Annotated in this window: 21 protein-coding genes and 3 tRNA genes; 17 read left to right on the forward strand and 7 right to left on the reverse strand. The window is 43.9% G+C overall.

The genetic code is table 11. From position 1 onward, the window contains the following. The first annotated feature begins 99 nt into the window (after nt 1-99). From GSF08_RS02765 to GSF08_RS02820, 12 genes are all read left to right on the forward strand, one after another. Nucleotides 100-1,479, forward strand: a complete 1,380-nt coding sequence (locus GSF08_RS02765; RefSeq protein WP_160624343.1) for a BclA C-terminal domain-containing protein — start codon at nt 100-102, stop codon at nt 1,477-1,479. Between the two features lie 302 nt (nt 1,480-1,781). After that, entirely contained in the window at nt 1,782-3,104 is a 1,323-nt protein-coding gene (locus tag GSF08_RS02770; protein ID WP_160624344.1) for an RsmB/NOP family class I SAM-dependent RNA methyltransferase, read from the forward strand. 156 nt (nt 3,105-3,260) lie between these two features. Next, entirely contained in the window at nt 3,261-4,070 is an 810-nt protein-coding gene (locus GSF08_RS02775) for an ABC transporter permease (RefSeq protein ID WP_160624345.1), read from the forward strand. An 11-nt stretch (nt 4,071-4,081) separates the two neighbouring features. Continuing rightward, on the forward strand, nt 4,082-4,915 hold the full coding sequence (locus GSF08_RS02780; RefSeq protein ID WP_160624346.1) for an ABC transporter ATP-binding protein: 834 nt from the start codon (nt 4,082-4,084) through the stop codon (nt 4,913-4,915). Beyond that, nucleotides 4,915-5,304, forward strand: coding sequence for a glycerol-3-phosphate cytidylyltransferase (tagD, locus tag GSF08_RS02785; protein ID WP_160624347.1), 390 nt, complete (start codon nt 4,915-4,917; stop codon nt 5,302-5,304). The genes GSF08_RS02780 and tagD overlap by 1 nt, the downstream gene beginning before the upstream one ends. 13 nt (nt 5,305-5,317) lie before the next feature. Then, nucleotides 5,318-7,951 carry a CDP-glycerol glycerophosphotransferase family protein gene (locus GSF08_RS02790; protein WP_160624348.1) on the forward strand — a complete coding sequence of 878 codons (2,634 nt, stop codon included), beginning with the start codon at nt 5,318-5,320 and terminating at the stop codon, nt 7,949-7,951. After that, nucleotides 7,951-9,126: a CDP-glycerol glycerophosphotransferase family protein gene (locus GSF08_RS02795; protein WP_160624349.1), complete on the forward strand. Its 1,176-nt coding sequence runs from the start codon at nt 7,951-7,953 to the stop codon at nt 9,124-9,126. The genes GSF08_RS02790 and GSF08_RS02795 overlap by 1 nt, the downstream gene beginning before the upstream one ends. A 9-nt stretch (nt 9,127-9,135) precedes the next feature. Then, entirely contained in the window at nt 9,136-10,242 is a 1,107-nt protein-coding gene (locus GSF08_RS02800) for a CDP-glycerol glycerophosphotransferase family protein (RefSeq protein ID WP_160624350.1), read from the forward strand. Nucleotides 10,243-10,312: 70 nt separating this feature from the next. Further along, on the forward strand, nt 10,313-11,008 hold the full coding sequence (locus GSF08_RS02805; protein WP_160624351.1) for a ferritin family protein: 696 nt from the start codon (nt 10,313-10,315) through the stop codon (nt 11,006-11,008). Between the two features lie 87 nt (nt 11,009-11,095). Then, nucleotides 11,096-12,028, forward strand: coding sequence for a nucleoside hydrolase (locus GSF08_RS02810; protein WP_160624352.1), 933 nt, complete (start codon nt 11,096-11,098; stop codon nt 12,026-12,028). Between the two features lie 15 nt (nt 12,029-12,043). After that, on the forward strand, nt 12,044-12,748 hold the full coding sequence (locus GSF08_RS02815) for an ABC transporter ATP-binding protein (RefSeq protein WP_160624353.1): 705 nt from the start codon (nt 12,044-12,046) through the stop codon (nt 12,746-12,748). A gap of 1 nt (nt 12,749) precedes the next feature. Then, a complete protein-coding gene (locus GSF08_RS02820) occupies nt 12,750-16,013 on the forward strand; it encodes an ABC transporter permease (protein WP_160624354.1) in 3,264 nt (1,087 codons plus the stop codon). Between the two features lie 286 nt (nt 16,014-16,299). Here GSF08_RS02820 and GSF08_RS02825 read toward each other — a convergent pair whose 3' ends face one another. Together GSF08_RS02825 and GSF08_RS02830 are read right to left on the reverse strand one after the other, a co-directional pair. Further along, complete coding sequence (locus GSF08_RS02825) at nt 16,300-16,800, reverse strand: ECF transporter S component (RefSeq protein WP_160624355.1); 501 nt, start codon at nt 16,798-16,800, stop codon at nt 16,300-16,302. Nucleotides 16,801-16,805: 5 nt separating this feature from the next. After that, entirely contained in the window at nt 16,806-18,146 is a 1,341-nt protein-coding gene (locus tag GSF08_RS02830; RefSeq protein ID WP_249805823.1) for an MATE family efflux transporter, read from the reverse strand. 145 nt (nt 18,147-18,291) lie between these two features. Here GSF08_RS02830 and GSF08_RS02835 point away from each other — a divergent pair, with 145 nt between their 5' ends. Beyond that, nucleotides 18,292-19,293: a DMT family transporter gene (locus tag GSF08_RS02835; protein ID WP_160624356.1), complete on the forward strand. Its 1,002-nt coding sequence runs from the start codon at nt 18,292-18,294 to the stop codon at nt 19,291-19,293. Between the two features lie 50 nt (nt 19,294-19,343). Here the strand turns inward: GSF08_RS02835 and GSF08_RS02840 are convergent, their stop codons facing one another. From GSF08_RS02840 to GSF08_RS02860, 5 genes are all read right to left on the reverse strand, one after another. Beyond that, nucleotides 19,344-20,018, reverse strand: a complete 675-nt coding sequence (locus GSF08_RS02840; protein WP_160624357.1) for an MIP/aquaporin family protein — start codon at nt 20,016-20,018, stop codon at nt 19,344-19,346. Nucleotides 20,019-20,176: 158 nt separating this feature from the next. Beyond that, nucleotides 20,177-20,265, reverse strand: a tRNA-Ser gene (locus tag GSF08_RS02845). Between the two features lie 46 nt (nt 20,266-20,311). Beyond that, complete coding sequence (locus GSF08_RS02850; RefSeq protein WP_160624358.1) at nt 20,312-20,806, reverse strand: GNAT family N-acetyltransferase; 495 nt, start codon at nt 20,804-20,806, stop codon at nt 20,312-20,314. Nucleotides 20,807-20,863: 57 nt separating this feature from the next. Further along, the gene (mreB, locus tag GSF08_RS02855; protein WP_160624359.1) at nt 20,864-21,850 is read right to left on the reverse strand and encodes a rod shape-determining protein; all 987 of its coding nucleotides are present in this window, start codon (nt 21,848-21,850) and stop codon (nt 20,864-20,866) included. A gap of 274 nt (nt 21,851-22,124) precedes the next feature. Then, nucleotides 22,125-22,889: an MBL fold metallo-hydrolase gene (locus GSF08_RS02860; protein ID WP_160624360.1), complete on the reverse strand. Its 765-nt coding sequence runs from the start codon at nt 22,887-22,889 to the stop codon at nt 22,125-22,127. Nucleotides 22,890-22,973: 84 nt separating this feature from the next. On the opposite strand from GSF08_RS02860, the gene GSF08_RS02865 reads away from it, so the two are divergent. The 4 genes from GSF08_RS02865 to GSF08_RS02880 all read left to right on the forward strand — a co-directional run bounded on the left by GSF08_RS02865 (nt 22,974) and on the right by GSF08_RS02880 (nt 25,150). Further along, entirely contained in the window at nt 22,974-24,146 is a 1,173-nt protein-coding gene (locus tag GSF08_RS02865; protein ID WP_160624361.1) for a DNA glycosylase AlkZ-like family protein, read from the forward strand. After that, nucleotides 24,139-24,615 carry a methylated-DNA--[protein]-cysteine S-methyltransferase gene (locus GSF08_RS02870; protein ID WP_160624362.1) on the forward strand — a complete coding sequence of 159 codons (477 nt, stop codon included), beginning with the start codon at nt 24,139-24,141 and terminating at the stop codon, nt 24,613-24,615. Before GSF08_RS02865 ends, GSF08_RS02870 begins: the two co-directional genes overlap by 8 nt. Before the next feature lie 103 nt (nt 24,616-24,718). Then, a tRNA-Arg gene (locus GSF08_RS02875) sits at nt 24,719-24,795 on the forward strand. A 278-nt stretch (nt 24,796-25,073) separates the two neighbouring features. Then, nucleotides 25,074-25,150 (forward strand) — tRNA-Arg (locus GSF08_RS02880). Nucleotides 25,151-25,153: the final 3 nt, after the last annotated feature.

Here is a 25,153-nt window from a genome sequence, read left to right on the forward strand (position 1 = left end):
CATATGTACTAATGTTTCTCTTGGAATCTTATTGAAAAGTCATGCACCTTGACGAATTCAACCGCATAACATGAAATGACTTAGAAAGGGATGGGTGAAATGATTATAAAACAAACTTGTGACGATGAACGAAGCTGTGAACAGTTCACCGGGCCATATCGAAACCGTCGGCTGGATACCGATTTTCGTCATGAATTTCAAGACGAATACGATTGTGACTGCGGTGGGGGACTTCATGGCGGATTTCATGATAGTTTTGGGTTACTAGATGATGACAACTTTAAGGATGGACACATGGACATGAATTTTAAAGGGTGCTGCTGCGAGTGTGGCTGCTCTGATACTTCTCATGATGAAATTTGCTGCTGTAAGGTAGGTCCACGCGGCCCACAAGGACCAATTGGTCCGCAGGGTCCAATCGGTGCAACTGGCCCAACTGGTGAAATGGGGCCTATGGGAGTCACCGGATTGATTGGCCCGACTGGTAATACCGGTCCTGCTGGTCCGACTGGATCAATGGGGCCAATCGGTCCAACCGGTGCTACAGGATTACGCGGAGCTACTGGGCTTACTGGCAATACCGGAGCGACCGGTGCTACAGGTGTCACTGGCCCAACCGGACCAATTGGTGCTACTGGTGCCGATGGGGCGACCGGCCCGATTGGTGAAACTGGTCCAACCGGTATAACCGGAGCCACGGGCAGTACCGGGGCAACTGGTGCCACTGGTGATCTAGGACCGATAGGTCCGACTGGCGCGACTGGATCGGATGGTCCTACCGGCCCGACGGGGGCAACTCCGGTCATTACGATTGGAACAACGGTAACATCAGAACCGGGAACAGATGCGGAAGTGCATCCGGTTGATACGCCGGATGGAATTGAATTAAATTTTGTGATTCCTCGTGGTGAAACTGGTCCGACTCCCAACGTCACCGTAGGTACAACCACAACTTCAGAGCCGGGAATGGATGCGGAGGTGCATCCGACGGAAACACCGGAGGGTATTGAACTCGATTTTGTAATTCCGCGTGGCGCAACCGGCCCTGGCGGAGGCGGAGGTCTACTTGCTTACGGCGGCGGATATAATGATACAGCGACTACTTTAGATTTGACTATTGGTACATTTCAGCAGCTTCCGATACCGGAAGCAATGCCGCAGCTGAACGTTGCGAACACTCCGGCGGATAGTTTAACCGTGAGTGAATCAGGTGTTTACGAAATCAATTATATGTTTAATGCATCTGCATCTTTGGGGGCGCAGGTAACCTTGGCGGTTCGTCAAAACGGCGCGCCAATTCCAAGTACGGAAGAAGCACATCTGTTGGCTGTGGGCATAGAATCCATTTATTCCGGCAGTGTCATTCATCCGTTAAGTGCGGGAGATGTCATTGATGTAGGAATCTCATCATTGATTGCCCTTTCTCTAACCTTGGGTACTGGTGTAACGGTCACCTTAAGTCTAAAAAAATTGGATTAACTGAAAAAAGTCAGCTATTTTTACAGCTGACTTTTTTACAAAATTCAGGTATTTGAATCGGTGATAGTATGACTGTAAATCCACTTGCTGTAAATAGGTGTGCAGCTAACAGTTACAGCCAGCGTTAGGGGTTTGAAGCTAAAAAATACTTTACAGCACCGAAAGCTCAAGCGGATAAAATAGGTATCCAAAACGAACATCTGTTTTTATCATTTATACTGTATTCACTTGTGGCGGGACACAAAAGAAACATAGTAAAATAAAAAGAGTTATGGTAAAATCGTTACGATTGAGAGGTTGTTATGAACCAAACCTATTTGGAACACATAAAAAAAATATTACATGAGGATTTTGATGCATATGTGAACACACTATCACTGCCGGCTTATCGGGGACTGCGGGTTAATTCGCTGAAATTATCAGCAGATGAATTTGAGAAAATATCACCGTGGAAACTGGAACTCTCCTCCTTTCATGCGAACAGCTACTATATCAGCCGGGAAGAAAGAGAAATCGGCAAACATCCCTATCATATTGCCGGGCTGATTTATCTGCAGGAACCGTCCGCATCCAGTGTTGCCGATCAGCTCGACGTTCAGCCGGGAAACTGGGTACTTGATCTGTGCGCGGCACCTGGCGGGAAAAGCTCACAGCTGGCAGCCAGTCTTCATCATACCGGACTGCTGGTAAGCAATGAAATCGACCGAAAGCGGGCAATGATCCTGTTATCCAATCTCGAACGTATGGGGGTTGGGGAAAATATAATCACAAGCAGTAAGCCGGATGTACTGTGCCGGGAAATGGCGGGCTGTTTTGATCGAGTCCTGGTAGATGCACCATGCAGCGGTGAAGGGATGTTCAAAATAAATGAACAGGCGATGATTGACTGGAGTATGGAACATGTCTGTGCTTGTGCGGTACGCCAGAAGCATATCCTTGACAGCGCCTATGAGGCTTTAAAGACGAACGGCATTTTGGTTTATTCAACCTGTACCTATGCGATTGAGGAAAATGAAGCGGTTGTTGATGCATTTTTGTGTGATCATCCGGATATGGAGCTCTTGATGATCGACGCGGACTTTGGCCGTGCCGGATTTGACCATGGCTGTGTAGACGGATCAAAAGTGAGAAGAATATTTCCAATGGATCGCGGTGAAGGTCACTTCATGGCCAAACTTATCAAGCGCGGCGATGCGCAGTCTGCTTCGTTAAGAACCATTCGCTCAGCTTGTCCAAAAGAAGCGGAGGCCTTTTTTGAAAACCAGCTGGGAGAAATGCCGGCATACACGATGATGATTCAGGATAAGCTGTATATAATGAATCATGAGCCGCTGCAGCTTAAGAAAACCACCGTGCTGCGACAGGGTATCTTGGCTGGAGAAATTGTGAAAAAGCGATTTGAACCGCATCATCATTTCTATATGGCAGCACAAAATGAGTCCAGACTTTTGAATCGATATGAAATGAATGAGGAAGAATGTGCACGCTTTCTGCACGGTGATGTGATCGCTTTCCATCAGCGCGGCTACTATGCCATGTGTTGGCAGGGACATGTTTTAGGCTTTGCCAAAGGGGACGGCACTTATCTGAAAAATAAACTTCCCAAGGGGCTTCGCCTTACATAATTGAAAGAATATCAAGAAAGATAAAAAACGTGGTAAAATAAAGTCAGCGAATATTGCGCGCCTTTCGTGAGTTTTACATTCACTGAATCTATGCTATAATTGTGAATATTATGGAGCGTCCGCACCTTTGTGCTGTTCTCATAAGGAGAGTATGAAATGTTTAAGAGTGTATGTTTTGTTTTAAAAGAAAACTTCACCAATATATATCGGATCTTTTCCATAGCCCGCTATGAGCTGCTCGCTGATATGCGTGATTCCCGGCTTGGACTGTTTTGGAATTTTGCCAATCCGGCGATTCAGGTATTTACATATTGGTTTGTATTCGGCATCGGTCTTAGAGGCGGCAAGCCGGTGAACGGCATCGAATTCATCGACTGGATGCTTGCGGGTCTTTTGGTCTGGTTCTTTATCAGCAAGTGTGTCACGGAAGGTGTAAACGCTATTTACTCCAAGGTGAATGTGATTACGAAAATGAAGTTTCCGGTCAGTATTCTGCCGGCAACGATTGTGGTAAAAGAATTGTTTAATCACTTCTGTATGATTGCGATTATTGTTACAACTTTTCTGATCCGCGGCTATGATTTCTCAATGAGCTGGTTCGGTATCTTCTACTATACTTTTTGCGCTGCTGCGTTATCCATTGCCTTTTCAATGTGCACATCGGTCTTGAATATGTTTACGCGTGACGTGAAAAAAATGGTAAATTCGTGTATTCGGCTGCTTATGTATGTATCGCCGATCTTATGGAATATGGATAAACTGGATCAGCTTTGGATTCGGCGGCTGCTGAAAGTAAATCCGCTTTATTATATTGTAGAGGGATACCGTGACTGCTTCTTCTATCATCGCGGTTTCTTCACATATCCGCATCGCATCATCGGCTTCTGGGCGGTTACGATTGGATTATTTATACTCGGCAGCTGGCTGATGTATCGGTTCAAACATAAATTTATTGATATGATTTAGAGGTGTCCTTCATGACGAATGAATATGCGGTTACGTTCAACCATGTTTCCAAAATATATAAATTAAAGCAGAAAGGGAAAGCCCAGAAAACATCACATGATACATTTTTGGCGCTGAATGATATCAGCTTTAAAATCAAGCCGGGCGAAGTGGTCGGCGTTTTAGGCACCAATGGTTCCGGAAAAAGTACGCTGTCGGTTATTCTGGCGGGTATCTCGGCAATTGATTCCGGAGAAGTGATCATTAACGGAGAACAGGCACTGATCGCGATCAATACCGGATTGAATAATCAGCTGACGGGACTTGAGAACATACATTTGAAGGGTGCGCTTTTAGGCCTTTCCAAGAAACGCATACAGGAGATTACCGATGGAGTCATTTCGTTTGCGGAACTGGGAGATTTTCTGTATCAACCGGTTAAGAAATATTCAAGCGGTATGAAATCTCGTTTGGGATTTTCCATTTCTATCTTTTTAAATCCGGATATCGTCATCATTGATGAAGCGCTGTCAGTTGGTGACAAGGGCTTTGCCGAAAAGTGTTTAAACAAAATGGATGAACTCAAAGCACAGGGTAAAACGATTTTCTTTATTTCACACGCTTTGCCTCAGGTTCGCCGTTTCTGTAATACCGGACTTTGGATCGAGGGTGGAAAGCTGCGAGCGTATGGGGATATTCAGGATATTGCCGATCAATATGCGGAATATGTGGATTTCCTGAATGCGATGGGCGGTAAGGAAAAGAAACGCTTTTTGGAAGATATCTATGAAAGCAGACTGATCAAAGATCCGCATGAACATTTGATCGACCGCATCTTTTTGCAGATGAGAAAAGGAGCCAAATAATGAGAAAAATTATCACATACGGAACATTTGATTTGTTCCATATCGGACATTTGAATATTTTGAAACGTGCCAAGGCACAGGGTGATTATCTGATCGTTGCGGTATCCAGCGATGCATTCAATGCGGGTAAAGGTAAAAAGGCTTATTATTCGGAAGATGACCGTATGGAAATCGTACGAGCGATCCGCTTTGTGGATGAGGTAATTCTGGAAGAATCCTGGGATCAAAAGCGCAAGGATATTAAAAAATACAATATTGATGCTTTTGTTATGGGGGATGACTGGAAGGGAAAATTCGATGATCTGGCAGATTTGTGTGAGGTTATTTATTTGCCGCGTACGGAAGGCGTTTCTACTACCAAGATCAAGTCTGATCTAAAAGTAAAATAAAAGGAGTATGCATATGGAGGACATCAGGGCAACCAGACAGGAGCTGCAGGGGCAGGAGACGTTTCCGTTGAAGGGTGATTTTGCGGCTGTCTATCTGAAGGGAGAAAAGCAGATCCTGCGTATGGAGGAACATGATGGTGTCTGTTCCATGCGTGATCTTATTAAAGAAAATTTTCATAAATTGGAATTGGAGCGATCGTATCAGTTCATCGGTATTTATCCTAAGGGAGAAAAGCCGCTGAATCAGGAAGCTGTTGCTTCTGTTGAAAGTCAGCTGATTTGTATAAATCAGTTTTTTGTCATGTGGGAGATCATCAGTGATGAAACAAAAGCAATGCTTCGGATCTCCGTTCTGCCGCATGCTTATGATATTGAGCTGCAGGAAGTAAGCTGGAAGGATGAGCTGCTTCATATGTATTTTCAGGGTGATAAGAGCGAAGATGCCCAAATGGTTCTGTATAATGATCAGATAGCAGTCAGAATGCCGGACTTTAAGAAAGGCGCGCACGGCTTGCATTTAACCATGTCAATGCAGCGGCTGCAGTCATTGCCGCAGGCGCAGTATGCAATGGCTCTGATCGAAGATGATCAGGTGCATCGGCTTCATACCGTAGAAAAGCATAGCTTTGATGTGACGGTTGAGAAAGATGGCATATTTGAGCGCATGATGCGGGTAGAAATCGGCGAAGATGCGATGCTGAGTTTGAAAAATGTGGAAGTCTTATTAGATCCGCAGCTGGTATTTTTGGCATATGATCAGGATACCCTGATCATGAAGGGTCAAATCACTCACGAGCTGGATATCATGCGGTTTCCCAATATCAGCTGGAAATGTAATGTTGTCAGCGATGATGATCAGATAACCTACGATTGGCCGATGGAAATTACGGACTATGCATTCACATTGCGTTTCGATAAAGAACAACTGCTGGAATTTAATCGCCGCTACTACCGCCGCTGGAATCTGAATTTAGATTTGTATGTAAATGATGAACCGGTCGCGTCCTATCCGTTTAAAAAAAGTACTTCGATGAATGGCTCGATCTTGTTGGAAAAAGAATATCTGGACGGTGAATATACCGTAGGCTTGGAAGTCAGTACAACAAAGCAGTTGAATTCGTTGTCGTTTCGCTATCGTAATCCTGCGGCAATTATGCGGATCAATTATATGGAAGTAAAGGGAAATAAGATTCGCTTCCATGTGCGTACCCAAAAGGATATCGATGGTATCTATCGCAATATGAATATTTATATCGATGATGTGAAGGAATCTAATCATTGTACCGTGAAGCGCCGTACCAGCCGTACCTTGATGGTTACTTATCATTGCGGTGATCCAAAGCACTTTATTGAAAAAATCGTGCAGGAGGGATGTCCTTTTGTCATTCGCTACAAGGATCATAATTATCGTAATACGATTCATGAAATTGATCGCAGCCGCATTTATGGCTCGTTCATGCAGCATGTTCTGAATTCCAAACGGTATCGCCGCTGGGGACGCCTCGCGTATCGGCTCTTTTTGCATTTTCCGATTCGCAAGCATACAATTCTGTTTGAGAGCTTTCTAGGCCGCAATGTATCAGGAAATCCGAAATATATCTATGAATATATGCAGAAAAACGGCTATGATAAAACCTATAAAATGTATTGGATCTTAAATGATACCGATGAACCGGTGACTGGCAGTGCCAAAAAATTGCTGCGGCGTTCCATTTCCTACTACTATCATATGGCTACTGCGGGAATATGGGTGTTCAATACCCGCCAGGATAATGAAATCGTAAAACGTTCCGGTAACACCTATTTACAGACTTGGCATGGGACACCGCTGAAACGCTTAGGTATGGATATGGACAGTGTCAGTATGGCTACAGTAGATAATATTGTTGATTACAAGCGGGATTTTGTCGCGAATTCACGCCGGTGGGACTATCTGCTGGCGCAGAACCAATATTCTGCGGATATCTTTCGCCGCTGTTTTGCATTTCGCAAGCAGCTGTTAGTTGAAGGCTACCCGGCAAATGATATATTATTTCAGGCCGATGAACGTAAGATCGCGCAGCTGAAGGAAGCGTTCAAACTGCCGCAGAATAAAAAAGTAATTCTTTATGCGCCTACCTGGCGTGATGATAATTTCCTGAAAAAGGGCTATTATCAAATGAAGATGCAGCTTGATTTACAGATGATGAAAGAGGCGCTCGGAGATGAATATGTCATTGCGCTGCGCATGCATTATTTGATCATGGATAATATTGATCTTCGTGAATATGAGGGTTTCGCCTACGATTTTAGTGCGAATTATGACATCCAGGAACTGTATCTGGTATCTGATATCATGATTACCGATTATTCTTCCACCATGTTTGACTATGCCAATCTGAAACGTCCGATTATCTTCTTCACATATGATATTGATACCTATCGTGATTCCTTGCGCGGCTTCTATTTTGATTTTGAAAAAGAAGCGCCGGGTCCGATTGTAAAAACAACCCGTGAGGTTATTTCAGCAATTCAAAATTTATCCGCATGGCGGCAGGATTATCATGATTTGGAAGAAGCTTTCTACCGCAAATTCAATCATATCGATGATGGGGAAGCGGCCAAACGAGTTGTTGATATCATCCTGAAACAGAAAGAGGATTCATAATGCTAAGGATCATAAAAAAAGTGATCAGTGCTTGTATCCGGTTTGTTTACCGGCATACCTGCCGTTTGATTCCGGTGAAGCAGGATGCGGTGCTGTTCTTATCCTTTCATGGCCGCGGCTGTACTGACAATCCCAAAGCGATTTACGATTATATGTGCAAGCAGGACGAATTTGCTTCATATACTTTTATATGGGCGCTGCGAAATAAACAGCCGATTCCCCGCGGTAAATGTGTACGCTACAACGGTCCGATGTATTTCTATTATCTCGCCCGCTGTAAATATTGGGTAATCAACTGTAAGCTGCCGGATCATATCATTAAAAAAGAAAATCAGGTGTATCTGCAAACCTGGCATGGGACGCCGCTTAAGAAGCTGGCGCATGATATCAATGTTAATGAGCAGACAACCTTTTACCGCACCAAAATGAATGCCGAGCAGATGAAGTCAACCTATGACCGTGATGTTCGCCGCTATGATTACATGATTTCCCCCAACCCATTTTGTTCCAAGGTTTTTCCCGGAGCGTTTCACATTGATCCAAAGCGGCTGATTGAAACCGGATATCCAAGAAATGATTTCCTTTCGCAGTGCCGTTTTGACAAGATCCGGGAGCTGAAGCGCCGCTATGGTTTGCCGGAAGATAAAAAAGTGATATTATATGCTCCGACATGGCGTGATAACTGTTATAATAGTAAAGGATATACCTTTACCCTGCAGGCTGATTTCAATCGTTGGAAAGAAGTATTGGGGCAGGAGTATATCGTTTTATTTAAACCGCATTATCTGATCGTGAATACTTTTGACGCGGAAGTTTTAAAAGGCTTCCTGTATCCGGCAGAAGCTGCTTCTGACATCAATGAGCTGTATGTGATGAGCGATCTTTTGATAACTGACTATTCGAGTGTCTTTTTTGACTATACGATACTGAATCGTCCGGTTCTGTTTTATATGTATGACAAGGATACGTATGCGAATGATCTGCGGGGATTCTATTTTGATCTGGAGGAAGTGCTGCCCGGTCCGATCATTGAATCGGAAGATGCACTGCTGAAAGCAATTGTGAATCATCGTTTTGAAATGGAAAAGCTGCCGGCTTTTCATAAGCAATTTCATGTTTGGGAAGACGGGCTGGCTTCCCAGCGAGTCGTTAATACGGTATTTTTACGTAAATGAGGTGAAGCTATGTCATTAGCCAAGCTTATACTGAATTTAATATTGGGACCAGTTTACTTGCTGAGCAAGTTTTTTCCGGTGCGCAAAAATAAGATTTCCTTTGTATCCTTGAGTTCCGATAAGCTGGAAGGTGATTTTAAAATTCTTGCCAAGAAGCTGGAGGCTAAGGAGCAGTATGAAATCGAATATGTACTGATTAAGTTCAAGCGTACCCTGAGCGGCTGTTTTTCATATTTTTTCTGTTTGCTGCGTCAGGTATATCATATCAATACATCGCATCTGGTGATCCTGGATTCCAATAACTATGCAGTATCCTATTTTAAGAAAAAAGCGGTCAAGGTCATCCAGGTATGGCATGCCTCGGGAGCATTAAAGAAGTTCGGCAATGATGTCGCGCGCAGCTATGAAATACGCAACTATGATTATGTGCTGGCCTGTTCCGATATTTGGAAACCGTTTTATGCCTCGGCGTTCGGCGTTCGCGAAGATCAGGTAATTTCGACCGGGATTCCCCGCACTGATCGTATTTTCAATAAAAAACGGATGAAAAAGTATCACCGTGAAATTCATGAAATCTTTCCCCAGATCAAGGGTAAGAAAGTCATTATATTCGCTCCGACATTCCGCGGTAATGTGCTGAAAGATTACACGTATGAGAAGATCGATCTCGATCATATCCGCAAGGTACTAGGAGATGACTATTGTATAATTTACAAGATGCATCCGCTGATTCATGAAAGCATTACATCTTTTGACAATATGGTAATTAATGCGAACGATATTAGTATTAAACGATTGTTTGCGGTTGCGGATTATTTAATTACCGATTATTCATCCATCGTATTTGAATTTTCAGTTTTGAATAAACCGATGCTGTTTTATACTCCGGATCTGAAAACCTATCAGGAAGAGGTCGGTATGTATCTGGATTATGAATCTACGATGCCCGGGCCGATTTGTTATAATGAGGATGAGCTTCTCGATGCGATCTTAAAGAATGATTTTTCGCTTGAGGCGATTACGGAATTTCGTAATCAATTTTTCAAATATCAGGACGGACGTTCCACCGTACGGGTCATTCGTTTTATTGACAAGCTCATGCATGAGGAAGTCTAGGACTTCCTTTTTTTGTGCGTATAGGGAGAGCAGATAGGACACATAATATGGATAATTCAGGAGGGATTATATGTATTCTTATGCTAATAAACTGCCTATTCGCATTGAAATTGAAAAACCCGATTTCATATTTTTTGAGATCCTGCATTCTCGTATCGGAACCTACCGAGGACTCGCTCAGATTGTCCAGCTGATGAAATGTACCTTTCTGATTCGTGATCAGCATGTATCGGATACCTTCTCGATGATTGTCGCGCGGGAAATGACCAATATGGAAATATTAGGGGAACTGATGCAGCTATTGAGAGGGTTAGACGCAAGCTTTGTGGACTGCATCGATTTGAATAATCCGGTTTATGAAGTTGTCCAAAACTGGAGCGGCGGAGAACCGGCACATGAAAAACCCGTGGAGGATCATGAGATTGCTGATGACCTTTGTGCGATGATCATGCATCAGCAGCAAGTAGACAGTGAATTGATGAAAGAGTATCAATCATTGATTGAAAAGACCAGCGATCAGGGTGTTATAGCGGTATTGGAATGGCTGGTTTCCGGCAAGGAAACAAATTTGAATCAATGGGGACAACTGATGCACCGTATCACATATCCGATCAAGCATAAGGACTTTGGTGAAGGATATCTGAGTGAACAGGGCGGAGAATTGGACAGCGGTAATTATTTTGATCGTCCCAATCCGTATTTTTTGAATCCGGATGATTTTGACGAACAGGATTATATTAAAGAAAATGAAAGTGAACATTACTGAAAGGTAATGTTTTTTTATGATGAAATTTCTGTCAACGGCTTTACTGGGGTGTTATAATACGTATATACGTACATGTGAGGAAAAACAATGAAGAAACAAAAATTCATATTGGATACCGATCCGGGAATAGATGACGCTTTAGCAATAGCCTTAGCCTGCCGTCATGCGGATTTGGAACTGCTTGGTGTGTGTGCAGTAGCGGGTAATGCTTTGCTGAGCTGCACGTATCCCAATGCGAAGAATATAATGAAATTATGTGGGAGAGCAGATGTTCCGGTGCTGCGTGGTCATGATGCTCCGCTTGAAAAAAAGCTTCGCTGCGGAGATGACGCGCATGGTATCAATGGCTTGGACGGCTATGAATTCTTAGATCAGCCAAAGCTTCCGGAAACCGAAGAAGCAGTTAATTTTATGATTGACATGGTTATGCGGTATCCACATGAGGTAACGATTGTGGCGATTGGTCCTTTCACCAATGTTGCCGCGGCCATTCAACAGGAGGAACAGTTCGCGTCTCATGTAAAACGGATTCTGGTGATGGGCGGTGCTGTCAATGTGCCCGGAAATGTGTCAGCAGTGGCAGAATTTAATGTGATGAGTGATCCGCTGGCAGCGCAAATCATAGTGAACAGCGGCATTGATGTATCTTTTATTCCCTTGGATATCACATTACAGACTCGCTTAAAACCAGAGGATCTCGCCGAGATATGTGAAAATGATCATCCGGTATCAAACTTTTTAAACGCTGTTCTGAAGCATCGTTTTGAAGTGCTGGAAGCGAGGGGTGAGCTTGGGTATCCCATGCATGATCCGCTGACCATCGGAGCTTTGATTGATCCAAGCTTGATCCAATACGAAGATTATTTCATGCAAATTGAAACGACGCAGGGTGCGCTTGCCGAAGGCATGTGCGTGCTTGATCGCAGAAGGGAAGCACCAAAGCCGAATGTACACGTTGGAGTCGGTGTGGACAGCGATCGATTTCTGACTTTATACAAGGAGACAATTCGCGGTTATTAGGACAGGAGGGGTATGATGAGTGCCTTTATCGAATTTGAAAATGTAAAAAAGATTTATCAAATGGGCGAAGTCCAGATTGAAGCACTGGCCGGCGTCAATTTTAAAATTGATAAGGGAGAGTTCGTTGTTATCGCTGGAGCGAGCGGAGCCGGTAAGAGTACGATACTTAATATTTTAGGCGGTATGGACAGCTGCACCTCCGGCAATATCTATGTGGACGGCAGCCGCATCAGTGAATACAATGCGAAGGAACTGACAACTTATCGCCGGTATGATATTGGATTTGTCTTCCAATTTTATAATCTGGTCCAAAATTTAACTGTTGTGGAAAATGTTGAACTGGCAACGCAAATCTGTAAAAATCCTTTAAATATAGATGAGACGATTGCCGCGGTTGGTCTTCAGGATCGGCGCGGAAATTTTCCGGCGCAGCTTTCCGGGGGCGAACAGCAGCGTGTAGCAATTGCGCGCGCGCTTGCGAAAAATCCGAAACTACTGCTTTGTGATGAGCCGACCGGGGCCTTGGACTATAAAACCGGCAAAGCGATTTTGAAGCTGCTTCAGGATACTTGCCGCGAGCATCATATGACGGTTATCGTCATTACCCATAATCTGGCGCTTACGCCTATGGGGGATAAAGTCATTCATGTCCGAAACGGTGTGATTGAGAAAGTGGATATCAACGATCATCCGATTCCGGTAGAGAGTATCGAGTGGTAATATGAAGTCGGCATTGTTGAAAGATACCCTTCGCGAAGTAAAAAAATCATTAGGACGCTTTTTATCCATTCTTGCCATTGTGGCAATCGGCGTCGCTTTTTTTGCTGGGGTGAAAGCAGCGGTACCGGATATGAAGCATACCGCCGATCAATACTTTGATGATTATAAGCTGGAGGATATGCAGTTAATTTCCACAATAGGATTTACACAGGATGATGTAGATGCAATAAAAGCTGTGGATGGCGTTGAAGGGGTTATGGCAGTTCATAATATGAATGCCTTGACCATCGTTGATAAACGTCAGCTGGTGCTGGCTGTTCATGGTCTGCCTGCTGATTTAAGCGCAGATAATCCCGATTATCTGAATCAGGCCAATCTATTAGCCGGTCGGCTTCCCAAGCATTCAGGAGAATGCTTGATCGAACAGGGCAAAATCGGATCGGAAATCAATGTAAAGATCGGTGATACCATTCAGTTGACAAGCGGAACCAATGTTGATATTTCAGAAACGCTGAAGACCGATACGTATAAAGTTGTGGGCATTACATTATCACCATATTATCTTTCTTATCAGAAAGGGACGACGAACATCGGAAGCGGTACGATCAATAATTTTATGTTGATACCGGACGCTGATTTTAAAAGTGAATATTTCACAGAATTGAATGTTTCGGTAAAGGGAGCGCGATCTTTAAATTCGTATGATGATTCATATTTTGATATAATCAAGCCGGTTAAACAAAGAATCAAGGCACTGTCAAAAGATCGCATTGATATGCGCAAGGAAGAAATCCGAAGCAAGGCAGAAGCGGAAATCAATAAGCAGGAACAGTTGTATACCGCCAACAAAAATACCTTTGATACGCGGATTCAAGATGCGGAAACAAAGCTGGAAGATACTCGGATCAAGCTGAAATCCAGCAAGGATGAAATCATTCGGCAGCGCAGCACACTGGAAACGACGTATCAGCAAAATCTCAAGGAGATCACAAGCGGTGAAACCCAGCTGAAAGCAAATATGGAGCAGTACAATGCATCCAAGCAGGCACTGGATGATCGGTTCCAAAATGAAATACAACCGAAACTGATTCAGCTTCAAAGCAAGCTGGGACAGAATCAGGAGGCTTATCATAAAATTATTGATGCGATCAACAATACAAAAGTAAGCCTGGAAAATGCAAAAGCGGAAAATCCTCCGGATGAAGCAAAAATCAAAGAATTGGAGAAACAATTGGAAGACTACCAAAATACTTCCAAAGTGATGGAGAAGGACATTGGTGATCTGCAGAATCAGATTGCGGGCTTAGGAAAAACGTATCATGATGCGAAAGCGAAGCTTGATGGAATCAAGGCACAGCTTGATGCAGCCTCATCTGCGCTGCGGACATCCCGCAATCAGTTGGAGCAGGGTAAAGCAGAGGCTTCCGCAGAGCTGGATGTTGCTGAAGCTCAAGTGAAAAGCGGCTGGAAACAGTATAAAAGCGCAAAAGGAAAACTGCTTGATGAAAAAACCTTAGGACAGCAGGAATTGAACAATGCCAGGGAAAAACTAAACAATGCAAAGTCGTCCATTGATGAATTAGCTGCTCCAAAATGGTATGTGCTGGATCGCCATTCTCATTACAGTTATATGGACTATGGTTCTGCGGCTGATCGTATGGATGCGATTGCCAAGGTATTTCCGGTCTTCTTCTTTGTGGTAGCGGCACTGGTTTGTCTGACCACGATGACCCGCATGGTGGATGAGCAGCGTGAAGCGATTGGAACCTTGAAGGCACTTGGCTACAGCCGCGGAGCCATCGCTTCTAAATATGTGGCGTATGCTGCTGCGGCAAGCATTATCGGCAGTATTGTCGGTTGTGTCGTCGGTATGATTGTGTTCCCTACGGTAATCTTTAATGCTTGGGGACTGATGTATTCTTTGCCGCCGGTGAAGCTTACGGTGCAAATGCCGCTGGCAATGTTAACGACTGCGATTGCGGTTGTTGTGACAACCGCTGCAGCCTTTATGGCTGTATATAAGGAGTTGGTGGAGACACCGGCACTGCTGATGCGGCCCAAGGCTCCTAAAAACGGTAAAAAGATTATGCTGGAGCGGGTAACCTTCTTATGGAAGCATTTTTCCTTTACGGAAAAGGTAACCGCACGCAATATTTTCCGATATAAGAAGCGATTCCTAATGACGGTCATCGGTATATCCGGCTGCACAGCACTGCTGTTAGCAGGCTTTGGCATTCGCGATTCCATCTCTCAGGTGGTAAGTAAACAGTATGGAAGTATATTCAAATATGACTTGTCAATAACCCTGAACAGCGGCTTATCACTGTATCAGAAGCATGAAGCTTTGATTGATCTTCAAAAAGACAAGCGTATTCAGGGCATCATGCCGATTGCTCAGTATAATGGCAATATTCAGGATGGTAATCAGGATGCTGCGATCACGCTTGTGATACCGAGCGATGTAAAGCAGTATCGTACGTTTACTTCTTTGCATGAGCGTACTTCACAGAAGGAATTATCACTGTCGGATCATGGTGCGATTATCACCGAGAAGATTGCGTCAAAGCTGCATGTTGGAGCTGGTGATACAATTCAGGTGGACAATGGCAGCGGCTCAAAACGCAAAGTGAAAATCATCGGAGTGGTGGAAAACTATATCGATCATTATTTGTATATGAGTCCCAAGTACTATCGAGAAATCTTCAAAGCACCGGCTTCGGATAACGTATTGATTGCGGATTTAAGGGATGACCGCAAAACGATTGAAAATGCGGTCGGACAAGATTTGGTGAAACGAGATGATGTCAGCTCCGTGGTATTCTTTACCGGTATGGCAGAAAGCTTCAATGATACAATTTCATCACTGAATATCGTAACTGTGGTACTGGTGATTTCAGCCGGTCTGCTGGCGTTTGTCGTTTTGTATAACCTGACCAATGTCAATGTATCAGAGCGGCTGCGTGAGATTGCGACTATTAAGGTACTGGGCTTCTATGATAAGGAAGTATCTGCTTATGTATACCGTGAAAACATCCTGTTAACATGTATCGGGGCAGGCACCGGGCTGCTGTTGGGCATTTTGCTGCATCGCATCATTATGAGTGTTGCGGAAATGGATACGGTGATGTTCGGCCGTAACATTGAACCGCTCTCATTCCTGTATTCAGTCCTTATCACGATAGGATTTGCCTTGATCGTCAATATCGCAATGTATCCGAAACTGAAAAAGATTCCAATGGTGGAATCTTTGAAGTCCGTAGAATAACGACGTAATCTAAGGCTGCTATCGGATTGTAAAAGTGTTGCATCATGGGGGGCAAGTTCAATACAATAGCTTCCTCCCCAATAAAAAAATATTTGTTGGAATGTGCAAGTGGCAATAAACGAGGTAATTACCGGAAGGTGGAACTGGAGTTTTCATGTGCATATCCAAAGGGTGAAATATTAACATTTTGATAAACATCTCGCTTAAAAATGTAATCTAAAATATTCAGGTAGTATGCGTTTTATATCATGATAAAAAAGGGAACTGCATTCTGTTGTCTCGGCAATCAGCGGTTCTCTTTTTTCTTCAGGTTGAAATGCTTCACAATATTCATGAAGCGCGGATGCAGAATTGCAGCGATGATGATCCCGAATAGACCTTGTGCTGCATTCATCAAGAGTCCGGCGGCAGCAGCTTCTGCCTGCTGATACAAAAACCAGTCACATAAAAAATAACCGATTAACATCCACAGGGCTGCAGCCATGATGGAGAATAATGGACGAACGTGAAGCCGCTGATATAGGACAGCGACCAGCAGTCCCTCAATTCCTTTGATGAAAAGCGTAAAGACAGCGTATTGCATGTAACCGCCGCTTATATCGGCTAAAGCACTGCCGATGCCGCCGCATAAGAAAGCCGTAAATGGCGATAAAGCAGAAGCAAACAGAAATATCAGCGCATCTCCGAGATTGAAATAGCCGTATGCAGATGGTATTTTAATAAACATCGTTGTAACAAAGATAAGAGCTGCGCCTAATGCAGCGAGTATCGACTCTTTATGCCTCATAGCGATTACCGATAAAGCCAATGGGCTTTTTTATAATAAACATACATACAGATACAACTGGCAAGCCAGGTCAGTGTATATCCCCAGAACACTACACGAATATCATGAAAAATCGGCATCATGGAAAGAATCCAGGCCATACGCAGGAAGCACCAGCAGCATACCATGACAATCATCGGTACCGTGGTGAGGCCGGCTCCGCGGATCACGCCGCTGAGAGCGTGCGAAATAGCCAGAAAAAGATAACCAGGTACGACCGTACGCATCATAAGTATTCCATAATACAGCACCTTCTCATCTTCGGAGAAGATTCTTAATATATTCGGGGCAAACAGAAAAAGGATCAGTGCAATGGCTGCCGTAACCGAGCAGCTCATAATCATGCCGGTCTTAGCGCCCTGCTTGACCCGATCATACTTTTTGGCGCCCATGTTTTGTCCGACAAAGGTTGTCATAGCCATTGAGAAGCTCATGACCGGAAGTATCGCAAAGCCGTCGATTTTTGTATAGGAACCACATCCTGCCATGGCACTGGCACCGAAGCTGTTGATATTTTTTTGAACGATAACATTGGAGAATGATACAATCGCATTTTGAATGCCGCTTGGAAGACCGATCCGGATGATGCTGATCAGCATATCCTTTTTCATTTTGATGTCCTTTAGGATAACCCGGTATTCCGCCTTAGAACGAATCAGCAAGATCATCGTTAAAACAGCACTCAGACATTGTGAGATCAGCGTAGCCCACGCTGCTCCGGCAATGCCCATATCCAAGGTCACAACAAAGATCAGATCCAAAACAATATTGGTTAGGGAAGAAATAATCAAAAAGTATAAAGGATTTTTAGAATCACCGATCGCCCGCAGAATGCCGCTTCCCATATTGTAAAGCATGACTCCCAGTATTCCTAAAAAGTATATTTGCAGGTAAAGAACAGAATTGTCCATGACTTTAGCCGGGGTGCCTACCAGCTCCAGCACAAGCGGAGAAGCGAGATAGCCGAATATCGTCATGAAGATACCTACTACCAGAGTGAGGGCAATAGATGTATGTACCGCATCGTGCAGCTTTTCCTGATCTCTCGCACCGAAATAACGGGAGATGATGACTCCGGCTCCAATTGACAGACCCATAAAGAAGCTGACCAGCAGATTGATAATCGGGTTGCTGGAACCGACCGCAGCCAGGGCGTTCTTGCCGCAGAAGTTACCGACAATGATTGAATCCACGGTATTATAAAGCTGCTGAAATAAGTTTCCCAGCAGCAGTGGAATCGAGAAAAATAACAGCTCTTTCCAGATGACTCCTTCAGTCATCAGTCCTTTTTTTATTGTGTTTTCCATCTATTTCACCCCTAATAATGATATTTTTAGTATACTACTAACCATATGTAATGAAAAGACTGAAATTCTATGAAAACAGTTTCAGTCCTATTAGAGAAAGTAAATGCGTGATATAATAGTCCAGTAAATCGGAAAGGGGATTCGCATGAAAGTACAGGGAATTTTTTATACGATTATTTCAGCCGTGCTGTTCGGGATCACACCGCTGCTGGCAACTCATATCTACGCACTTGGAACCTCACCAAATACTTTGGTATTTATGCGTGCGCTCATGGTCATACCCATTTTGTTTCTGTTGATGAAGAAAGATCATGAATCGCTGAAGATCAGCCGGCATGATCTGCTTGGAATTATGATCGTCACAATGCTTGGCAATGGTCTGACAACGATTCTTTTGAGTGTGTCCTATCAATATATAAATGTGGGAATTGCGACAACCCTGCATTTTTTGTATCCGATTTTCGTAGCGCTGCTGTGCCGCTTTGTCTTTCGCGAAAAGCTTGGCCGGCAGAAGCTGCTGGCTTTGATGTTTGCGGTATTCGGTATCCTATGCTTTTTTGATATGTCGAAAGGAAACAGTATGCTGGGGCTCTTTTTAGCTGCCGCATCGGGATTTACCTATGCTTTCTATATGGTCATGATTGAGAAAAAGGGACTCATTCATATGAATCCCTATAAACTGAGTATGTACGGCGCGATGTTTATCGTGTTGGAGACACTGTTATATCATTTGGTATCTCCTTCATTGGATTTTCGGCTGCCCGCCCAAGCATATGGATATATGATGGTGGCTGCGATTATCAGTTCCTTCCTGGCCGTGGTACTCCTACAGCGGGGGATTGCCTTACTGGGTTCGACCTCGGCTTCGATTCTCTGCTTGTTTGAACCAATCACCGCAGTGGTATGCGGTTACTTCTTTTTACAGGAAGAGTTGACGGTAATGAAGATTATCGGCTGTATCATTATTATGGCTGCGGTGATCATCCTAGTATTTGCTAATAAGCGGTCTAAGACAGAAACTCAAAAAAACGCTTTGTCAAGTGAGGCAGTAATCAATGCTGAGAAAATAGCAGGAGATTATTTTGATAAAGAAGGCATTGAGGAACCAAGCGCTGCGAAAAGCGATGGTGCTTCATCAGATATATGATTATCATAAATGCGGATAAGGCATGAAAAAAGTAAGGGATCTCCTTACTTTTATTTTGTCTGTTCATTTTCTGCTGCCGGTACGCGAATGTATTTCCAAACAAGAGCGGCGATTGCCCCACCGATTAATGGCGCGGCAATGAATACCCAGACATTGTTTAATGCAGTTCCGCCCATTAATAATGCCGGTCCTAATGATCTGGCGGGATTTACAGAAGTTCCGGTAAAGTAAATACCCATTAAGTGTACCAATGTCAGCGAACCGCCGATGACGAAACCGGCAACCTTGCTGTATTCCGGTTTACTGGTGACACCTAGAATTGCAAGTACAAAGATAAAGGTCAGGATGATTTCAATCAGCAGAGATTTTATAATATCGTTCTGGAACAACCCGTTTGTTCCCAATCCCATGCCGGTACCGATCATTGCTGATAAGGCAGCGGCACCTGCGATGCCGCCGGCAAACTGTGCGGCAAGATAACCGATAAAATCTTTTTTATCCATACCGCCGTTGATGAATACCGCTAACGATACCGCAGGGTTGATATGACAACCGGAAATGGTGCCAATAGAATACGCCATAGCTATAATGACACCGCCAAAAGCGAGAGCAGTCAGAAGATAGGAAGCATTTGCTTCACCGTTACATCCGGTAATGGCCGCAACCCCACATGCGACAAATACCAGTACAAAGGTACCGATAAACTCCGCAATATATTTTTTCATATGTATATTCCTCCTCGTTTATAAGAATATAGTAAAACAAAACATAATAATTATCAATCAATTATAATAAAAATAATAATAATTAATTATATATAATCAAATAAAAGAAATAGGGAAAAAAAGAAGCTGGTTTAAAACAGCTTCTTTTCATTCGTAAATGGCGGAGCGAGTGGGATTCGAACCCACGTGCCCTTGCGGACTACCGCATTTCGAGTGCGGCTCGTTATGACCACTTCGATATCGCTCCATCATGAAAGTACATTAAAAATTATAGCGGAAACACCCCCGCTTGTCTATGATAATTTCAACTCCATGATGTAATCATCCATAATATAGCCATGTCCGATATCACTTTGAACTGCATCTATGATTTGAAACCCCAAATGCTTATACAATGTGATTCCGGATTCATTCTGTTTATTGACGGTCAAATAGACGGCTTTCAGTTCATGCCTTTTCGCAAATTCAATGGCTTGTTTAATGAGGGCGGTCCCGATACCTTTCCCTCGATAGGCTTCCAACAAATAGAGTTTGCTGAGAAACAATCGATCCTGCTGTGGCTGTACCCCACAATAGCCAACCATAACATGTTCAATCCATGCCTGAAAATAAGTATAATGTCCCGTCTCAATGGCTTGCTTGATTGCTTCATAGCTTTGAAACTTATCGATCATATAAGCCGCCTGTTCATCGGTAATGATACCTTGATAACAGGTGCTCCAGATTGTCTTGGCAAGGGCAGCCATCGCAAGTACGCTTTTCTCATTGTCACAAACTTTAATTTCCATTATTTTCAGCTCCTATTGCTGTATATTATAACATAAAAAAAGTCCCGAAGGACTTTCTTAAAGAACATTGATATTGTTTAACAGAATGCCGCAGCCCTCTGCTACACAGTACAGCGGATTCTCGGCAATATATACTGGAACATGCAGTTCATTGCGAAGCAGTTCATCTAGGCCGTTGAGCAGTGCCCCGCCGCCGGTCAAAACGATTCCGCGAGCATATATGTCACTGGAGAGTTCCGGAGGAGTCTGCTCCAGGACACCTTTGCAGGCACGTACGATTGATTGTAAGCTTTCCCGGATGCTGAGTTCGATTTCATCACTTGTCAACATAATCGTATGCGGCAAGCCGCTGACGAGATCACGTCCGCTGACTTCCATGCTTTCATGGTATTCTGCAGGCCATGCCGTACCGATTTTCTTTTTGATTTCTTCAGCCGAACGATCTCCAATCAACAGCTTCTTTTCATCTTTTACATATTTGATGATATTGCGGTCTAAGGTATCACCGGCAATTTTGATTGATGCCGAGGTAACGATATCCCCTAAGGAAAGTACAGCGACATCTGCAGTGCCGCCCCCGATATCGACGACCATGCTTCCGCTTGGCTTTCCGATATCCAGTCCGGCACCGACAGCCGCAACTTTTGGTTCTTCTTCAATATAGACTTTTTTCGCTCCGGAACGATACGCAGCATCCCGGATAGCGCTTCGCTCTACCGATGTAATGTTCGTTGGGCAGCAGATCAATACGGTCGGACGTTTAAACATGCCCTTGATGTTCAGCTTTTTCAGGAAGTAATCCAGCATGATTTCGGTAATTTCATAATCTGCGATAACACCGTCTTTCAGCGGACGGATTGCAGCTATTTTACCCGGGGTACGACCCAGCATGTCTTTGGCTTCCTGACCTGCCGCAAGACATTTCTTTGTTTCTGTATCAATGGCAACGACTGAAGGCTCATCGATCACAACGCCTTCACCCTTGACATAGATCAGAATATTGGCAGTACCGAGGTCTATTCCAATTTCTTTTGAAAATGCCATAATATTCACCTCTCTAGTATTCTTGCACTTATCATAAGTAGCTTTCCCCATCTTCTTCGTTTTAACGGAATTTTTAAAATTTTATCAGTAAAAAACAACAATGGGGTATGGCTAAAATTATAACACTATCATAGGGGTTTTACTAACGAAATGTGGTTAATTTTCAGAAAATTTAAGATTTACATTTTTCCTGCCGTGAATGTTTTTTGAAATCGGCAGCGTTTATAAAAAAGCGATGTGTTTTCATGGAAACTCACACCGCTTTCTCTTTATTTTACAGGTGTATCTGAAAGTCTTGAAAGCTGTGAATACCGCTGCCGTGTACCAGCTGTTTTTTCGCAGCCAGTTCCTGAAACGCGCGGTCAATCTCTTGAATCAGACTCGGTTTGATATTCAGTGAATTGTGACCGGGCAGAATTTTAGTAACCGGCAGGGCAGCGATGCGTGAGGCGGATGCCGCAAAATCCTGCGGTGAAGTTGAAAAATAGAAGGCGTCTAATTTTCCCTGATAGATCAGATCTCCGGTATATATGTAGCGTTTGCTTGCTTCATACAGGCAGATATGACCGGGCGAATGTCCCGGCGTATGAATAACTCGAAGCATTCTTCCGCCGAGATTGATACCGTCCCCATCGTGCAGCACTTGGGTGATCGGGCCATGGAATACTTGGTACTGATCGGGATCGAACCCTTCTGGAAACTCACATGGCTGTCCGCACAGACCCATCATTACCATTTCTTTGGGGATCGGAAACCAGTCTTCCAAAAACGGCTTCTCGATCTCGTGTACGGCAATTTCTTTGAATTTTCCATGAGATCCGATGTGATCCCAGTGTACGTGGGTTGTGATAACGAGAATCGGCAGTTTGGTAAGCGAGTGCACAATTTTGGAAAGATCGCCAACACCCAGGCCGGTATCGATCAAAGCAGCTTTTTTCTCACCGAGCACCAAATAGGCATGGGGCTGTTCCCAGTGCTGATATTCGCTGATGACAAATGTAGCATCATCGATCGATTCTACGGTAAACCATGAATTCATATGTAATCACCTCGTAATGGTAGTATAACATGATTGATCAAAAATAGCAGGGTCGTGGTATACTAACATAAAAGAGGGTAAGCTATGAAAACGTATACCAAACAACAGGTGAGAAATTACTTGATCCGTTATCAGGGATTATGTGATGAGTCCGATTTGAAGGATGATCAGGATATTTGTGATTTCGTGAAGAAGGTAGGATGTATCCAGTTTGATCCGTTGGACGCCGCCGGTCGAAATGCTGATTTAGTATTACAGGCACGCATGAAGAATTATCGGCGCGATGAGCTGTATCGTTCTCTGTACGATAACCGGCAGCTGTTTGACTGCTGGGATAAAAATATGTCGATCTGCAGTGTGATGGATTGGCCGTGTTTTGAACCGTTCCGTGAACGTTACCGTCCCTGGCTGAAAAAACACGAGGCAACGGTTCAGGAGGTAACAGAATATCTTCGTATACATGAATGGGCTTGTTCCACAGATATGGAGAGCAGTGAAAGGGTAACCTGGCATTACGGTGAACAGAGCTTGGTACGGGCGATTCTGGAGTGTATGTGTTACAGCGGTGATGCGATCGTTCATCATAAGGTGGGTACCAGACGTTACTATGGTTTGGCAGAAAACTGGATTGATGCGGATATTTATCAGAAGCCCTGTCCCTTTCAGTCGGTACAGGATTATCATGAATGGCTGGTACTTCGCCGCATCAACAGTGTGGGGTGTCTGTGGGATCGTCCATCTGATGCTTTTTTAGGGATTTATGATTTTAAAAGCGCAGACCGTAAGGAAGCGCTGAAACGGCTTTGTGAGAAAGGTATTCTGATTTCATTTCAAGTAACGGATATTCCCGCGGTATTCTATATTGATCGAAGCAGTATGCCCTTGTTAGAGGAGGATGCAGAACTTCACAGCCGCAATATGCGGATTCTGGCTCCGCTTGATAATATGCTGTGGGATCGTCGCATGATCGAAGCGCTGTTTGATTTTCGATATCGTTGGGAGGTTTATGTACCGGCAAAACAGCGGCAGTACGGCTATTATGTCATGCCGCTGCTGTATCGTGACATGCTGATAGGCAGAATTGAGCTAAAGACCGACCGCGCTACGTCCACATTGATCGTGAAGCGTGTTTGGTGGGAAAAGCAAAGCTATGCGAATCGTTATGATAAGACATTGAACCGCTGTTTAAAACGGTTTCTAACATACAATCGCTGTACCCAGCTGGTTTTTGAACAGGAGGAATTACAAAATGGATGAATATATAGGCTATTATGAATCTCCGGTAGGATGGCTCCGCATTCGTGCAGACGAACAGGCAATCACCGAGGTCAGCTTCTGCGACGCTTCAAAAACCGAACATCGCAGTGAAATCATCAACCGCTGTATACAGGAGCTGGATGAATATTTCAGCGGAACCCGCAAGAACTTTCAAGTACCTTTGAAATTTGTTTATGGCACTTGCTTTCAGCAGCGCTGCTGGTGTGAACTTTTAACTGTGCCGTATGGAGCTACATGCAGCTATCAGCAGCTTGCGGAAGCTGTCGGTAATCGAAATGCCGTACGGGCGGTAGGCGGCGCGAATCACCGCAATCCGATCTGCATCCTGATACCTTGTCATCGAGTAATCGGTAAAGACGGCAGTCTGACCGGATATGGGGGAGGAATTGAAAAGAAATTGTTTCTGCTGGAACTGGAAGCAAAATATGTAAAAGCAGATGATAAATGAGCCGGTTCAGCGGCGCAGAAATGAAGAACCTGAAAAAATTTTTCGATTTCGACAAGAAAACCTTTATTAATTATGGATTTTATCCTATAATGTTATATGCAATGTGCCTATGGCGCAATTGGATAGCGCATTTGATTCCGATTCAAAAGGTTGCAGGTTCGAGTCCTGTTAGGCACGCCATTTTACAAGAAGCTGTATCATGTGATACAGTTTTTTTATTGATGAAATACTTGTGAAAAAATGACTTAACGAAAAGGGGGTTCAATGATATAATAAACATACTGGTTTACGGTATCATTATATTCAAGATACACCATTCAAGAATATTCAGATAAATCAGCAGGCATACACCTATGCCCCCTTGGTGAAATGGATATCACGAATCTCTCCTAAGGGCTAGGTGGAACAAACGCCTTTTGATATGATAACTAGATAAAATTGAATAGATTTTTAAGAATGTCCCAGTACCTCAGCAGGATAGAGGGTTCGCCTCCTAAGCGAAACGTCGCAGGTTCGACTCCTGTCTGGGACGCCACAA

The sequence above is a fragment of the Copranaerobaculum intestinale genome (assembly GCF_009831105.1).
Classification (GTDB): domain Bacteria; phylum Bacillota_I; class Bacilli_A; order Erysipelotrichales; family Erysipelotrichaceae; genus Copranaerobaculum; species Copranaerobaculum intestinale.